This is a genomic window from Caldanaerobacter subterraneus, assembly GCF_004345675.1.
In the GTDB taxonomy this organism is placed as follows: Bacteria; Bacillota; Thermoanaerobacteria; order Thermoanaerobacterales; family Thermoanaerobacteraceae; genus Thermoanaerobacter; species Thermoanaerobacter subterraneus.
Genome location: NZ_SLWU01000007.1, coordinates 15,421 through 31,812, shown reverse-complemented (window position 1 = coordinate 31,812; position 16,392 = coordinate 15,421). Strand labels below are relative to the sequence as shown.

The 16,392-nt window shown below is 37.5% G+C and carries 8 protein-coding genes and 1 pseudogene; 8 read left to right on the top strand and 1 reads right to left on the bottom strand.

What is annotated here, in order from left to right; genetic code table 11:
* The first annotated feature begins 12 nt into the window (after nt 1–12).
* The 6 genes from EV203_RS04380 to EV203_RS04355 all read left to right on the top strand — a co-directional run bounded on the left by EV203_RS04380 (nt 13) and on the right by EV203_RS04355 (nt 14,193).
* The gene (locus tag EV203_RS04380; protein ID WP_011026242.1) at nt 13–1,395 is read left to right on the top strand and encodes an RsmB/NOP family class I SAM-dependent RNA methyltransferase; all 1,383 of its coding nucleotides are present in this window, start codon (nt 13–15) and stop codon (nt 1,393–1,395) included.
* A gap of 103 nt (nt 1,396–1,498) precedes the next feature.
* Nucleotides 1,499–10,087: a glycoside hydrolase family 94 protein gene (locus EV203_RS04375; protein WP_132039326.1), complete on the top strand. Its 8,589-nt coding sequence runs from the start codon at nt 1,499–1,501 to the stop codon at nt 10,085–10,087.
* Between the two features lie 153 nt (nt 10,088–10,240).
* On the top strand, nt 10,241–11,218 hold the full coding sequence (locus EV203_RS04370) for an ABC transporter ATP-binding protein (RefSeq protein WP_132039324.1): 978 nt from the start codon (nt 10,241–10,243) through the stop codon (nt 11,216–11,218).
* Complete coding sequence (locus tag EV203_RS04365) at nt 11,184–11,891, top strand: ABC transporter permease (RefSeq protein ID WP_132039322.1); 708 nt, start codon at nt 11,184–11,186, stop codon at nt 11,889–11,891. Before EV203_RS04370 ends, EV203_RS04365 begins: the two co-directional genes overlap by 35 nt.
* An 11-nt stretch (nt 11,892–11,902) precedes the next feature.
* Nucleotides 11,903–13,291 (top strand): GldG family protein, encoded by a 1,389-nt coding sequence (locus EV203_RS04360; RefSeq protein ID WP_011026238.1) that lies wholly within the window; start codon nt 11,903–11,905, stop codon nt 13,289–13,291.
* A complete protein-coding gene (locus EV203_RS04355; protein WP_009610402.1) occupies nt 13,288–14,193 on the top strand; it encodes a DUF4340 domain-containing protein in 906 nt (301 codons plus the stop codon). The genes EV203_RS04360 and EV203_RS04355 overlap by 4 nt, the downstream gene beginning before the upstream one ends.
* Here EV203_RS04355 and EV203_RS04350 read toward each other — a convergent pair.
* A pseudogene (locus EV203_RS04350) lies at nt 14,186–14,452 on the bottom strand (nucleotidyltransferase domain-containing protein). The gene EV203_RS04355 and the pseudogene EV203_RS04350 sit on opposite strands and share 8 nt — an antisense overlap.
* 166 nt (nt 14,453–14,618) lie before the next feature.
* On the opposite strand from EV203_RS04350, the gene hisZ reads away from it, so the two are divergent.
* The gene (hisZ, locus tag EV203_RS04345; protein WP_009610404.1) at nt 14,619–15,758 is read left to right on the top strand and encodes an ATP phosphoribosyltransferase regulatory subunit; all 1,140 of its coding nucleotides are present in this window, start codon (nt 14,619–14,621) and stop codon (nt 15,756–15,758) included.
* 1 nt (nt 15,759) lies between these two features.
* Nucleotides 15,760–16,392 (top strand): ATP phosphoribosyltransferase, encoded by a 633-nt coding sequence (gene hisG, locus EV203_RS04340; protein WP_009610411.1) that lies wholly within the window; start codon nt 15,760–15,762, stop codon nt 16,390–16,392.

The following is a 16,392-nucleotide window of genomic DNA, read 5'->3' as shown; positions in this document are numbered from 1 at the left end:
GGGTAATAAGAGATGAAAGTACCGGTCAAAGAAGAGTTTTTAAAGAGGATGAAGGAGCTTTTAAAGGAAGAGTACGAAGCCTTTTTGAAGGAGTATGAGAAAAAGCCTCAAAAGGGATTGAGAGTAAATACTTTGAAAATTGATGTGGAAAATTTTAAAAAAATTGCGCCTTTTGAGATAGAACCCATTCCGTGGTGTCCAACAGGGTTTTACTATGAAAAAGAAGAAAAAGCAGGGAATCACTTGTACCATGTGTTAGGACTTTATTACATACAAGAGCCTACGGCAATGGCTGTAGTGGAGGTATTAGATCCCAAGCCTGGTGAGAAAATTTTGGATGTGAGCGCTGCCCCGGGAGGAAAGACTACTCACATTGCATCTAAAATTGGGGATGAAGGCCTTATTGTGGCAAATGAGATAGATAGAAAGAGGATAAGGGCTTTAGAAGAAAATGTGGCTAGAATGGGAATAAGAAATATAGTTCTCTTAAATGAAAGGCCGGAGAGGTTAATTCAAGCTTTTGAAGGGTATTTTGACAAAATAGTAGTAGATGCGCCTTGTTCTGGAGAGGGAATGTTTAGAAAAGACCCTGCTGCTAGGAGAATATGGTCTTTAAATAATGTATTGAGCTGTTCTATAACTCAGAGAAATATCTTGAGAAGCGTAGCACCTTTGCTTAAAAGAGGGGGGGTATTGGTATATTCTACCTGCACTTTTTCGCCGGAAGAAAACGAAGGGGTCATAAAGAAGTTTTTAGAAGAAAACCCGGAATTTGAGGTAGTAGAAAGCGAGTTAAGTCACTTTTTTGATAAAGGGCATCCCGAGTGGGTGGACGGCCCTAAAGAACTTGAAAAATGCATGAGGCTATGGCCTCACAAGGTAAGGGGAGAGGGACATTTTATCGCAAAGCTCAAAAAGAATGGAGAAGATGTGAATGTAAATTTTAAGAGAAAAGTTGAGAAAAAGAAACATCAAAAAGAATTAGAGCTTTTTTATCAGTTTGCAGATAAATATCTCGATTTAGATTTGGAGATACTAAATCTTCAAGTAGACAATAACTTTGTGTATCATGTGCCTTTGGATCTGCCGGAATTAAAAGGCATAAGGATTTACAGGCATGGCTGGCTTATGGGAGAGCTCAAAAAAAATCGATTTGAACCTTCTCACTGGTTGGCTATGGGATTAAAGCCAAGCCAGATTAAAAGGGTATTAGAGCTTGACAAATTTCAGAGAGAAAAATATCTAAATGGAGAGACCTTTGAACTTGACGAAGAAGATGGATGGATACTTTTTACAGCAGAAAATTTCCCAGCTGGCTGGGGCAGAGTTGCAAAGGGAGTAGTTAAAAATTATTTTCCGAAGTGGCTAAGAGATATAGAAGTATGGGAGGAATGAAAAGCCCTTTTAGTAGGGCTTTTATTTTTTGCTTTAAAAAGTTAATTTTGGGGGAATAATATTTTTAGCATAAAAACTGCGATGTAGGAGGAGTTGACGGGCCTTGTGGTATGCGGTATTTGTTTTGATATTACTTTTGGCAGGGATTTACTTAAAAAGTAAAAAGATTGAAGTAGATGATTCAATGAGAGAGTTTGACGATATAATCTTAAGTTCAGAAGAAATGGAAAAGCACGCTGAGGAATTAGCTCAGAATCACGTAATAGCAAATAGAAACAGAGCTTCCTTTCTTTTAGTTCCTAGAATGAATAAAAATTATGAGTACATAAAAAGTGTGTACAGGAGTTTGAACAATCTTTTAAAAGAGAAAGATACGTATATTTCTCAAGAAGAAGAATGGCTTTTAGACAATTTTTATGTAATTGAAGAACAGGTGAAGGAGATAAGAAAAAGCCTGACTAGAAAGTACTACGCTGGCCTGCCGGTTCTTAAAAGCGGCGTTTTTAAAGGATATCCTAGAGTGTACGCTTTGGCTTTTGAGCTTGTTTTGCACACAGATGGAAAGATTGAGGAAAAGGGAATTATCAATTTCATAAAGGCATATCAGAAAAAGGCTTTGCTCACTACTTCTGAGTTGTGGGCTTTGAGCCTTATGATACGCATTGCTTTGATTGAAAAGATAAAGAAAGTATGCGAGGAAATTGTTGAATCAAGACTTCAAAGGGGAAAGGCAGAAAAAATATTATCAGCATTGATGGAAAAAGAGATGCCTTATGAAGAGGTAAAGAAGCTAATAAAGAGCAATATAAAAGTTGTGGACAGATTTCCTCTTCAGTTTGTAGAATATCTTGTGAGCAGGATAAAGAGAGAAGGAAGCAATTCTTCAGACATTCTAAAAACCTTAGAGAAAATTCTCATGGAGTATGATTCTAGCATAAACGATATTGCTGAAAAGGCGCACTATTTCCAGGCAAAAAGGCAGGTATCAATAGGTAATGCTATTGTAAGTTTAAAAACAGTCTCCTCATTGGACTGGGCTGAGATTTTTGAGACATTAAGCCCTGTAGAACAGGTTTTAAAACAGGACCCTGATGGTACTTATCCAAAAATGGATTTCGAATCAAAAGATTACTACAGGCATGAAATAGAGAAGTTGGCTAGGTATTACAACGTGTCAGAGACATACGTGGCCAAAAAGGCAGTTGAATGCGCAAGGGAAGTCGCTGACCAGGGGGAAAACCTGGGTTACATAAATCACGTAGGATTTTATCTCATAGGAAAAGGAAGAAGCATATTAGAGAGCAAGCTTAACAATAAAAAGAGGAGATTTTTTGATTTTTACAGGATAAGGCAGAAAAATCCGGCAACTGTCTACTTTGGGTTGATAATTCTTTTCTTTGCATTGGGCGAGATAATTAGTCTTGGTTATTTGCGCCATTTTACGGGTAGCTTTTGGAACTTATTTGCATCTTCTTTGGTTTTGGCTATTCCTTTAAGTGAAATTTCAATTCAGCTGACTAACTGGGTGTTAATGCACATTTTTAAGCCAGTAATGCTGCCGAAAATTGAATTAAAAGATGGAATACCGGATGATGCCAAGACCTTTGTCGTCATATCTTCTCTTTTGCCGGATGAGAAGAAGGCAAAAGAGCTTGTGGAGAACTTGGAGGTGTATTATCACGCAAACAGGGAAAGAAATCTATACTTTGGAATTTTAGGGGATTTCAAAGATGCTCCCCTTGAAGTGATGCCTGAAGATGAAAAGATAGTGAAAGCGACCTTAGAAGAGATTGAAAAATTGAATGAGAAGTATGCCGAAAATGGTGAGAAGGTATTTTACTATTTCCACAGAAAAAGAGTTTACAACGAAATGCAGAAGAGCTGGATGGGATGGGAGAGAAAAAGAGGAGCTTTAATGGAATTTGTTGACCTTTTAAGAGGGGAGAAGGATACCACATTTTACATAGTAAGCGATGATGTGTCTAAACTTGGAATCAAATATGTAATAACGCTGGACGCTGATACAAATTTGCCTATAGATACGGCTAAGAAGTTAGTGGGAGCAATGCTGCATCCTCTAAACAGAGCCATAATTGACAGAGACGAGGGAATTGTAGTGGAGGGGTATGGTCTACTTCAGCCCAGAATTGGCGTTGATATAGAAAGCGCTAACGCCTCTTTATTTTCTAAGATATACGGTGGAGAAGGAGGTATAGACCCATACACCACAGCGACTTCTGACATATACCAGGATTTATTCGGTGAAGGAATTTACACGGGCAAAGGCATATTTGATGTCGACGTATTTAGAGAGCTTTTGAAGGACACTATACCGGATAATTCCATATTAAGCCATGACCTTCTAGAAGGGTCTTTTGTGAGGACCGGTTTGGTGACAGATATTGAATTGATAGATGGATTTCCTGCAAAGTACAATTCTTACATGATGAGGCTGCACAGATGGGTAAGAGGCGACTGGCAACTTTTGCCTTATTTGAGGTCGAAAATAAGGAACAGGAGAGGAGAACTGATAAGAAACCCTCTTTCTTTGATAACTAAATGGAAAATTATGGATAATCTGAGGAGGAGTTTAATTTCACTTTCTCTGATCGTAATGCTTTTTCTTGGATTTTCAGTTTTGCCAGCAAGTGCTCTATTCTGGGTAGCGGTTGCTGCTTTAACTGTGTTTTTTCCTGTGATACTTACTCTGTTTGATTTGATTTTTAGAGGTCAGTTAAGGCAGTATTTAGAAAAAAGGCATAGGGCAGTTATAACGGGAGTTGAGGCAGCTTTTTACCAAGCACTGCTTAATTTTATCTTTTTGCCATATAATGCCTATATTATGGCAGATGCCATAATAAGAACTATTAGCAGGATGTACATAACTAAGAGGAATCTTTTGGAATGGGTAACAGCTGCAGATATGGAAAAGAGGCTGAAAAATGATTTTATAAGCTTTGTAAAGAGAATGTGGGTGGTATTGCTAAAAGGAGTGGTATTAATCCTTTTAACAGCTTACTTTAAACCTGGGGCTCTGATTTTTGCAGTGGGAGTATTTTTCCTCTGGGCTTTTTCACCCTATGTAGCTTTTTACATAAGTCAACCTGTCCTTCTCAAAATAAAATTTATTTTGGATGAGGATATAGAAGAGGTGAGATTGATTGCGCGAAAGACATGGAAATTTTTTGAAGATACAGTTACAGAAGCTCAAAATTACCTGCCGCCTGATAATTTTCAGGAAGACCCTCCAAACGGCATAGCAGAAAGGACGTCTCCTACCAATATTGGTCTTTACCTTGTTTCAACTGTTGGTGCAAGGGATTTGGGGTACATAACCACCAGTGAAATGGTAGATCGTATTGAAAACACTATAAATACCATAAAAAAGATGGAAAAATGGAATGGACACCTTTTTAACTGGTACGACACGCGCACACTTAAACCCTTAAGACCTTATTATGTGTCTACGGTGGACAGCGGTAATTTGGTTGGATATTTGATTATCGTTAAAGAGGCTTTGGAAGAGTTTTTAGATAAGCCTGTTATTGACTTGGAGTTTTTAAGAGGTTTAAAAGATACTGTCAGAATGCTGAAGATTGAAAGAATTGATAAGAGTCTCTTTGAGGAGTTTCTCAAAAAAGGGGATATAGACCCTCTTGCATGGAAAAAAATTCTAGATGATTTAGAAGAGGTAGAGGAGGAAAGACTAAGAGATATTGTAAAAAAATTTAAAAATGAGATTAGAGAATTTATGCCGTGGCTGGAATTTGAAGATGCTGAGGGAGGTTATGGAGAAATTTTTAATGAATGCAATTCTTTTGAAGAGCTGAAAAAAGTGTATGAGAAATATCTGGAGGAAACTTTTAGAGCAAAGAAGGAAGGACTGCCTGAATTTAAGATAAAACAGATACAGAGAGCTGTTGAAAAAATTGAGGAGTTAAAAGAGAGGATATTGAAATTAAAACAGGAAATTGAAGATATAATTGAAAAGACAGAGTTCAAGCATTTGTACGATGAAAAGAGGCAACTTTTCTCTATTGGATACAATGTAGAGGAAGAAAAGCTTACTAAGTCCTATTATGACTTGCTTGCTTCTGAAGCAAGACAGGCAAGCTTTATTGCCATTGCCAAAAGAGAAGTTGACAAGAAACACTGGTTTAAATTAGGAAGGATGCTTACAAGGGCGAATAGGTCTAAAGGACTGGTTTCATGGTCAGGGACGATGTTTGAGTATTTTATGCCCCTTTTGATAATGAAAAATTATGAAAATACTTTATTGGATGAGACTTATTCTTTTGCGGCAAAAGTGCAAAAAGAGTATGGAGTTAAATTGGGTATTCCATGGGGTATTTCTGAGTCAGGATTTTATGCCTTTGATATGAGCCTTAACTATCAATACAAGGCTTTTGGTGTTCCAATTTTGGGACTGAAAAGAGGACTTTCCCATGACAAGGTAGTAGCTCCTTACGGGTCTATTTTGGCAATTTCTGTTGACCCAGAAGGAGTTATGAAAAATATAGAGTTTTTAAAAAAGGAAGGAGCAGAAGGAGAGTACGGATTGTATGAGGCAATTGATTACACTCCGGAGAGGGTGCCTTTTGGGAAAAAGAATGCCATTGTCAAAAGTTTTATGGCCCATCATCAAGGCATGATTTTTGTGGCGATAGATAATTTTATACATGAAAATATAATGCAAAAAAGATTTCACAGAGATCCGAGAGTGAAAGCTACACAAATTTTGTTGCAAGAAAAAGCTCCTATCTATCTGGATATGACTAGAGAAGAAAGAGAAGAACCAAGGAAAATTCAAAAAATACGAAAAGAAGATTTAGACTTTGTGAGAGTTCTGGGAGAATCGAGAAGCTGGATTCCAGAGGTGCACATTGTTTCTAGCGGCAAATATTTTGTGATGCTTACAGAGAAAGGTACAGGATACAGCAAGAATATTAAAGGTATTTTCCTAAACAGGTGGAGAAAAGACATTGCTCAAGATTACGGCACATTTATCTTTATACGCAACGTGGATTCAAACGAGGTGTGGTCAGCCACTTTTGCGCCTTTTTATCAAAAAGGGCAGCATTACAGGGTGGTTTTCTCTGCCGACAAAGCTGAGTACTTTAAGAGAGTAGGCGGCATAGATAGTTATTTGGAGATTACTGTGTCGCCTGAAGATGATGTGGAGATAAGAAGGCTTACTTTGAAAAACCACAGCAAATACCCCCAGATACTTGAGATTACCAGTTTTTCTGAGATAAGTTTGATGGATTTGCCTTCAGATGTAGCACACCCTGCTTTTAACAAGCTATTTGTAAAGACGGAGTTTTTGAAGGATGAGGATGCGATTATAGTGTGCAGAAGGCCAAGAGATCCAGAAAAGTCTAGATTGTGGGCTTTACATAAAGTCGTGGTTTTAAGTGGGGAGGCGATGGGAGACACCCAGTTTGAGACGGATAGGCTTAAGTTTATAGGTAGAGGGAGAAGCGTGAGAAAACCTTTGGCTCTTGAGCCAGATCAGCCTCTTTCTAACACAGAAGGAGCTGTTTTAGACCCAATTGTAAGTCTGAGAAAGAGAATAAGAATAATGCCGGGGGGCGTTGCGAAAATAGCGTATATTTCGGCCATCACAGAGACAAAAGAAGAAGCAGTAAAAATCGTTTCAAAGTATAAAGAGGAAAATGCTATAGAAAGAGCTTTTGAGATGTCATGGACTAGAAGCAGAGTAGAACTGGAGTATATAAACTTAAAGCCAAGAGAATTGGGATTATTTCAGAGAATGCTCCCCTATCTCATTTTTGCAAGCCCTCAAAGAAAAATGAGAGAAGAAATGATACTGAAAAACACAAAAGGGCAATCGGGATTGTGGGCTCATGGAATTTCGGGAGATTTGCCAATTGTGCTTTTAGAAGTGGAAAAGATGGAAGAGATAGAGTTGGTAAAATGGTTTTTGAAAGCTTATGAATACTGGAGGATGAAGGGCATAAACATTGACCTTGTGATAGTGAACAAGGACAAAAGCGGATACTTGCAACCTTTAAACGACAAAATAAAAGAGGTTATAAATACCACCTTTGCTTACGATGTATTTGGAAAATATGGAGGAGTATATTTGCTTCAAGAAAATAACTTAAAAGAAGATGATTTCTACCTTTTAAACGCTGTAGCAGCTCTCAAATTTGACGGCAAAAATGAATCTATTTATGACCAAATAATGGTTAAAGTTCACAAAAAGGCATTAAAACCTAGAAGCTTCCAAGAAAAAGTTTCAAGCTGTAGAGATGATGGGCTGGAAGAAATAGAACTTCAGTATTACAATGGGTTTGGAGGTTTTACCCCTGATGGAAAAGAATATGTAATAAAATGGGAAGGGAAAAGCAGTCCGGCGCCATGGATAAACATAATTTCCAACCCCAATTTTGGTTTTCAGGTTTCTGAGGTGGGGGCAGGTTATACATGGGCAGAAAATAGCAGGGAATACAAGCTTACTCCCTGGTACAATGACCCTGTTTTAGACCCTCATGGAGAAGTGATATATCTAATAGACGAAATTACAGGAGAGAAATGGACAATTACTCCGCATCCAGCAGGAAATTCAGGTATTTACTATATAAGACATGGTTTTGGATATTCTACTTTTGAAAGCGCAAGTTGCGAATTAAAAAGCAGGCTCACAATGTTTGTTCCTAAGGAAGATTCTGTAAAGATAAATTTGATTAAATTAAAAAACACATCTAAAAATAGCAGAAAAATCCAGATAGTTTATTACATTAGGCCAGTTCTAGGGGTCACGGATGAGGCTACGTCGCAGTATATTGCTTCTGAATTTGATAAGGAAGAAAGGATTTTGTATATAAGAAATGTGTACAATGAAGATTTTGTTAATAGAATAGCATTTCTAGCCACATCAGAGGGGATAAACTCTTATGAGAGCGAAAGAGGGGAGTTTATAGGGGTAGGTTTTGACTTAAGTAGCCCTCAAGCTCTTTCCTATGAAACTCTTTCTAATTCAGAAGGACTGGCGGTTGATCCTTGCAGTGCAATTGAGTTTTCTGTAGAAATAGGAGCTGGTGAAGAGAAAGAGATATCAATCCTGTTAGGACATGCTAAAGAGAAGAAAGAGGCAAAAGATTTGGCTTTGAAATATTCAAAAGTAGAAAACTGTAAAAAAGAACTAGAAAAGGTAAAAGGATTTTGGGGGGAAATTTTGGGTAAACTCACGGTAAATACGCCTGATAAATCTCTTGATTTGCTTGTAAATGGGTGGTTACCCTATCAGACGATAGCCTGTAGATTGTGGGCGCGCTCAGCATTTTATCAGTCAGGGGGTGCATATGGATTTAGGGACCAATTGCAGGATGCCATGAATGTGGTACTTTTGAATCCAGAGTTTACAAAAAGGCAGATAATAAATGCTTGTGAGCATCAATTTATAGAAGGAGATGTACAGCATTGGTGGCATCCTGTTTTAAACAAGGGAATAAGGACGAAATTTTCAGATGACCTTCTATGGCTTCCTTATGTAGTAGCTGACTATGTAGAGAAGACAGAAGATTGGGCAATATTAGAAGAAAAAGCGGGATATTTAGAAGACCTTCCTCTCAAGGAAGAGGAAGAGGAGAGATATTCTGTTCCCTCTATTTCTTCTCATAAAGGAACGGTGTATGAGCACTGTGTCAAAGCCATAGATTATGCTTTGAAATTTGGGGAACACGGCCTTCCTCTAATGGGAACAGGTGACTGGAACGATGGAATGAACAAGGTGGGGCATAGAGGGAAGGGGGAGAGTGTATGGCTGGGATGGTTTTTATACACTGTCCTAAAGAAGTTTGCTTCTATCTCTGAAAAAATGGGAGATATTGAAAGAAAAGAAAAATACATTAAGGAAGCAGAGAGGCTTTTAAAGTCAATAGAGGAAAATGCTTGGGATGGCAGTTGGTACAAAAGAGCATATTTTGACGACGGCACTCCACTCGGGTCCATTAACAACTTGGAGTGCAAGATCGACTCTATATCACAGTCGTGGGCTTTAATTTCTAAAGGCGGAAGAATAGAAAGAGCAAAAGAAGCCATGAAAGCGGTCGTGAATTATCTGGTGAATGAAGAAGAAGGGATAATCAAGCTTTTGACGCCGCCTTTTGATTCTGGGGATTTAAATCCGGGGTATATAAAAGGTTATGTGCCCGGAGTGAGGGAAAACGGCGGGCAGTATACCCATGCAGCTGCCTGGGTAATACTTGCCTTTACAGAGCTAGGAGATGGAGATACAGCCTGGAAGCTTTACAACATGATAAACCCAATAAACCACACCAGGACCCCTATAGAATGCATGAAATACAAAGTAGAACCATATGTGATGGCTGCAGATGTGTACGCAGTTGACCCTCATGCGGGAAGAGGAGGGTGGACTTGGTACACAGGGGCAGCAGGCTGGATGTACAGGGTGGCAGTTAAACATATTCTGGGGTTAAAAAAATATGGAGATAAATTCACAGTAGACCCCTGCGTTCCTCGAAACTGGGAAAGTTTTGTGATAGAATATGCCCATGGCCACAGCAAATACGTAATAAAGGTGATAAATCCAGATAGAGTGAACAAAGGCGTAAGAGAGATTTATTTAGATGGGGAACCTGTGGATAAATTTGTACCCCTTAAAGATGAAAATAAAGTCTTTAGAGTGCTTGTCGTGATGGGTTAATTAAAGAGGCATTTTGTGTCTTCTTCTTGTCAGCACAAAATGCCTCTTTAATGACTTTTCGGTCTTAACTAAGTCTTAACAGTTTGTACACAGATTTTTAAAAATTTCATGATATAATTTCCATACTATGTAAAATGGAGGACTGAGACAAGGATGATGGTAGAGCTAAAAAATGTGACAAAAATATACGGCACGCGAAAAGCAGTGGATAATATAAGTTTTTCTGTTGATAAAGGTGAAATAGTGGGTTTTTTAGGGCCCAACGGTGCAGGCAAGACGACCACTATGAAGATGATAACGGGCTACATGCCTCCTACAAGTGGTACCATAAAAATTGCAGGGTATGACATAGTTGAACAGCCAATTGAAGCGAAGAAGCATATAGGATATTTGCCTGAAACACCACCTCTATATCTGGATATGACGGTGGAGGCGTACCTTCACTTTGTAGGGGGAATAAAAGGAGTCCCCGCTAAAAGGAGAAGGGAAGATGTGGAGAGAATAATGAATGAAGTAGGACTGCTGGAGGTAAGGAAAAGGCTCATTAAAAACCTCTCAAGAGGTTACAGACAGAGAGTGGGCCTTGCGCAAGCTATAATAGGTGACCCAGAAGTCCTCGTTTTAGATGAACCGACTGTTGGACTTGACCCCAAGCAGATTAAAGAAATAAGGGATATAATAAAAAAATTGGGGGGAAAGCACACTATTATTTTGAGTACCCATATACTGCCAGAGGTTAGCATGGTGTGCGACAGAGTGATAATAATAAACAAAGGGAAAATTGTGGCAATGGATAAGACAGAAAACCTGTCGATAGCTTTGCAAAATGTTCGAAGATATTTCATAAAAGCAGAAGGTCCCTATGATAAAGTGGTAAAGACTGTAGAAAACATTGACGGAGTTATCAATGTGGAAGCGGAAATTGAAGAAGATATGATGGTAAAACTTACAGTGGAGTCTTCTAATGATAGAGATATAAGAAAAGATGTATTTTTTGCCTTTGCCAAAGAAGGGCTCCCAATATTGGAACTAAGACCATTGGGATACAGCTTGGAAGAGGTCTTTCTTGAACTTACAACAGAGGAGGAAAGTTACGATGAAGATGTTAGAAATATTAAAGAAGGAGCTTAAGAGCTATTTCTTTTCTCCTGCCGCGTATGTGCTTATGGGCTTTTATTTGTTGATTTCGGGATACTTTTTTGCAACATTTGTGCTGACTACTCATTATGCTGAGCTAAGCCCTGTTTTAGGAAGTATGGTGACAGTTTTTATGTTTGTTGCTCCTATTTTGACGATGAGGCTAATTTCTGAAGATATGAAAATGGGGACAGATCAGCTTTTGCTTACTTCTCCTGTTACAGTCTTTGACATTGTGATTGGCAAATTTTTATCTGCAGTTTTTGTGTACTTTATAACGCTTGTGATAACATTTATTTACCCTCTCTACCTTAAAATATACTCTTCACCGGATATGGGGCCCATCATATCGGGTTATATAGGGCTTTTCCTGTCTGGAATTGCCTTTATTTCAATAGGGCTTTTCGCCTCTTCTCTTACAGAGAATCAAATGGTGGCAGGGGTAATCGGATTTGCCTTGATACTTGTATTTTGGGTAATAAGCTGGCTGGGAGATGTTTTTACTGGTAAAGCAAAAGCAATTTTTAAGAGTCTGTCATTTTTTGATAGGTTGAATAATTTTCAAAATGGAATTGTTAATTTAAATGATATTGTGTTTTTCTTGAGCGTAGTTATCTTCTTTATCTTTGCCACAATAAGAGTTATAGATAGAAAACGCTGGAGTTAGGAGGTATTAAGGTGAACAGTACTAGGCTGAAGTATGGGACAAATGCATTTTTAATGACAGCTATTCTATTGGCTATTTTGATACTTGCAAATGTGATAGTGGCACAAAAACCTGTAAAATGGGATTTAACCAAAAATAAGCAGTACACCCTTTCGGATCAGACAAAACAAGTGCTTAGAAATCTTAAAACCGATGTCACGGTTTACGCTTTTTTCAAAGATGGAACCGATTCAAAGGAGATGGTCAAAAATTTGCTCGACCAGTATAGAAGCGTGTCTAAGGAGATAAGTGTTCACTTCGTAGACCCTGACAAAGAACCAGCAATTGCGCAAAAATACGGCATCACCGATTACGATACAGTCCTTTTTATCTCTGGGAGTGGACCTTCTGAAAAAAGGCAGGTAGTGAATTCCTATGATATTTTCGGATTTGGAAATGAACCTAATACTGCCACATTTAATGGAGAGCAGCAGTTTACTCAGGCTATTATTGATGTGACTCAGACAAAAAAGCTAAAAGCTTATATTCTTCAAGGGCACGATGAATTAAATAGTATTGACTACTTGGTCACCTTTAAAAATGCTTTAAAGGGAGAAGGATACAATGTGGAAGACCTCAATATAGGACAGGCAGGAGGTATACCGGAGGATACAGCTTTGCTTGTCATTGTAAACCCGCGCAGAGATTTTTCCGATAAAGAAATGCAGGCTCTAAAAGCTTATTTTGAAAAAGGTGGCAAAGCAATCATTGCAATGGGAGCAGAATACGGTCCTTTAACAGAAAAATCTGTAAATGAACTTTTATCTACCTGGGGTGTGAAATTTGACAATGACGCAGTTGTAGACCCTGCTAGAAATTATTTTATGGATCCATTGTCACCAGTTCCGCAGTATAAATTTCACACAATTACGAACAAACTAGACCTTTCAAATTTATATGTAGTAATGCCAATGGCAAGGAGTATATCTTATGCGGAAAAGCCAGCTGAGAATATTAAAATTGAACAATTGCTGTCAACTAGTGACAAAGCCTGGGGCAAGACGAATTTTAGTTCAAAGACAATGAAGTTTGAAAATGGAGACATTAAAGGGCCTTTAAGTTTGGCTGTTGCGGTATCTGATTCAAAGACAGGTATGAAAATGGTACTTGTTGGCAGCAGCATGATGTTTACGGACAAAATAATAACATTGGAGGCTGACAGGGATTTTCTTATGAATACCGCTAACTGGCTGGCTAATAAGACTACTCAGATTTCCATAAGACCTAAATCTTTGGAGTTCAATCAGATTTTTTTGACAGGAAAACAGGCAGTTATGCTCTTTTATACTACAGTTGTCATCATCCCATTGGCAGTGTGGATAGTGGGAGGATACATGTGGTATAGGAGGAAAACAGCATGAAAATTTTTAAAACTACTGTCATATTGTTGCTCATATTAGTCCTTCTTGGAGGGTACTATTTTTACGAGTTAAAAACAAGCAAGCCTGTCAAGGAAGATAATAAAATTTTTACTTTTAAAAAAGAAGATGTAGCTTCTTTGAAGATAGAAAAACAGGGTAAGGCTTTAATTTCCTTTCAAAAAGAAGGAAATGACTGGTATATAACAAGTCCTGTCAGTTACAAGGCTGACAGTATTTATGTAGATGAGCTTTTAGACAATTTGACTTCTCTCACTTTTGACAGAAAATTGGAAGGTGATTTGTTTACCTATGGACTTGAAAAACCTTCCTATGTTGTAGAAGGAAGATTAAAGAATGGATACACTTATTCCCTTATGATAGGGAATAAGTCCCCAGTCAAAGAGAACTATATGGAAGGGTATTACATTAGGACAGATAAGAGCAATGAAATATACAGGGTAAATGCTTCTTCTATAGAAAATTTCTTTCTAACCGATAACTATTTGTACAAGTACATGGAGAAATTTGTTGTAACTGTGCCTAAAAATGAAATAAAAAAATTAGTTTTTTATGAAAACGGTAAGGAATTTCAATTTAAAAAAGATGAGAAGGGCAATTGGCAGCTTGATGGGAAAACTCTTAAACAAGAAGAAATGGACAATCTTTTAGATAGCATAGTGTTACTGCAAATCAATGGACTGGACGAGGGGAAAAACGTCGTTTCTGCTGATCGGCCTTTTGCCTTTGATGTATATGGGAAAGATAAAGTAGAGAGGATAAGTTTTGCAAAAAAAGATGAAAATAACGAGTATGTATTAATTGATGGAAAAAGTATTGGACAGTATGTAAGTTTGAAGGATATAAACAGCATAAAAAACAATTTGGATAAACTTATTAAATAAAAAATAAGAGGCGGGGAGATAACTCCCTGCCACCAGGCAAATAACCGACAAAAGCACTATACAAAGCTCTATCCACAAATCTCAAATCTGTTTCCATTATTACAACTAGGTCAATATCACTCTACTCTTTGGCAGTTCCACTGGCCATTGAGCCAAAAAGTATTATTTTTTCTGGGTTGCACTTCTCAATGATTATATTTACTATTCTCTTTAATTCATCTTCTAATGAATATCTCAAAAGTTCTGTAGCTTCCCTCATAAGAAACGCCTCTTTGCATTGTGTAAATACATTATACCACAATATGAAGTACTTTTCTCCCATTCTTTGTCTCTTCTTGACATACATATAAAATTAATATACAATAAAAGAGATACAATTCATTACTTTATCACGTTACAAAGACATAGCGATGTGAGGGATTTAAATGATATATTTGCCGGATGGAGTGCAGGACTTCCTTCCAGAAGAATATGAATTCAAGAGAAATATAGAGGACAAATTTAGAGAGGTTTTCAAAAGTTTTGGCTATAAAGAGATAATGCCTCCCACTTTTGAGTACAGCGAAAATTTTTCTCATTTATTTGATGAAAACAGCATGTACAGGTTTTTTGATAAAAAGGGGAATATTTTAGCTTTAAGGCCTGATGTAACTGCTCAAATAGCCAGAATTGTTTCTACAAAGTTGGAAGGCAGATACCCACTTAAGTTATGCTATGTAGCTAATGTGTATAGGTATGAGGACACACAAGTAGGTAAAATGAGAGAATTTACACAGGCAGGAGTAGAGCTTATAGGTACAAATCACGAAGAATCAGATGCGGAGGTTATAGCTCTTTCTATAGAGGCATTAAAAAGTACAGGCTTAAAGGATTTTAAAATTGATATAGGACATGCTGAAGTATTTGGAAGTATTGTAAGAAATTTAAATCTAGGAAATGAAGATGTAAATCTATTGAGAGAACTTTTAGAGCAAAAAAACCAATCTGCTATAGAAGATTTCATAAAACAAAAAGAAATAAAAAGAGAAGAGGCTAAACTTCTAAGGGAACTTCCTCTTTTATTCGGTGGGGAGGAGATTTTAGAAAAGTTAAAAAAAGAAAATTTTAAAGAGACGGAGGGAGTGCTTGAGTATCTTGATAGAGTGTATAAGATACTTGAGGACTTTGGTATGAAGGAATATATAAGTTTTGATTTGGGGATGGTGCAAAATCTAAATTATTACACAGGAATTATATTTAGAGGTTTTGTAAAAGGGCTTGGCTATGCTATATGCACTGGAGGAAGGTATGACAAGCTCCTTAAGATTTACGGTAAAGACTTGCCTGCTACAGGCTTTGCAATAAGTGTAGAAAGAGTTATGCTTGCTTTGCAAAGGCAAAGCAAGGGAGAATGGGTAAAACCCCGCAGAGTGCTAGTAAGGTATAAAGAAGAAGAGAGAAGAAGAGCTTATGAAAAGGCTAATGTACTCAGAAAAGAAGGCAATGTCGTAGAGATGTACACTTTTAAGAGGTGTGAAAATATTGATTTAAAAAGTTTTGATGAAGTCGTAGATGTGGGGGAATGACATGGATATTGTTTCAATAGCTTTGCCAAAGGGCAGGATGACAGAGGATGCAGTAGTTTTATTTAAAAAAGCAGGTATTTCTAATGATGTGTTAAAAGATATATCGAGGAAGTTAATTTTAGAAGATAATAAAAATGCTATAAAGTTTATGCTTGTAAAACCTATGGATGTTCCAACTTATGTGGAGCACGGTGCAGCAGATTTAGGGGTTTGTGGAAAGGATATTTTGTTGGAGCAAAAAAAGGATTTATACGAAGTTTTAGATTTAAAATTTGGATTTTGCAGAATGGTAGTAGCTGGTCCTCCCAATGTTAAAGACAGCTTTCTCACAAATAAAAGAGTTGCTACTAAATTTCCAAACGTTGCAGAGGAATTTTTTAAGAAAAAAGGTGAAAATGTTGAGATAATCAAATTAAATGGCTCTGTGGAGCTTGCTCCAATTGTAGGATTATCAGAAGTGATTGTTGATATTGTGGAGACTGGAAGGACTTTAAGAGAGAATGGCCTTGTTGTTATAGAGGAGATTTTTCCTTCAACAGCGAGACTTATAGTTAACAAGGCAAGCATGAAGACAAAAAGCGAGAGAATAAAGGATATAATTTTAAAGCTGAGAGAAGTTATAAATGGGGGATAG

What these genes read in the sequence shown, in the direction of transcription:
- EV203_RS04370 (WP_132039324.1), top strand. Translation starts at nt 10,241, where the DNA reads ATGATGGTAGAGCTAAAAAATGTGACAAAAATATACGGCACGCGAAAA.
- hisZ (WP_009610404.1), top strand. Translation starts at nt 14,619, where the DNA reads ATGATATATTTGCCGGATGGAGTGCAGGACTTCCTTCCAGAAGAATAT.
- EV203_RS04355 (WP_009610402.1), top strand. Translation starts at nt 13,288, where the DNA reads ATGAAAATTTTTAAAACTACTGTCATATTGTTGCTCATATTAGTCCTT.
- hisG (WP_009610411.1), top strand. Translation starts at nt 15,760, where the DNA reads ATGGATATTGTTTCAATAGCTTTGCCAAAGGGCAGGATGACAGAGGAT.
- EV203_RS04365 (WP_132039322.1), top strand. Translation starts at nt 11,184, where the DNA reads ATGAAGATGTTAGAAATATTAAAGAAGGAGCTTAAGAGCTATTTCTTT.
- EV203_RS04380 (WP_011026242.1), top strand. Translation starts at nt 13, where the DNA reads ATGAAAGTACCGGTCAAAGAAGAGTTTTTAAAGAGGATGAAGGAGCTT.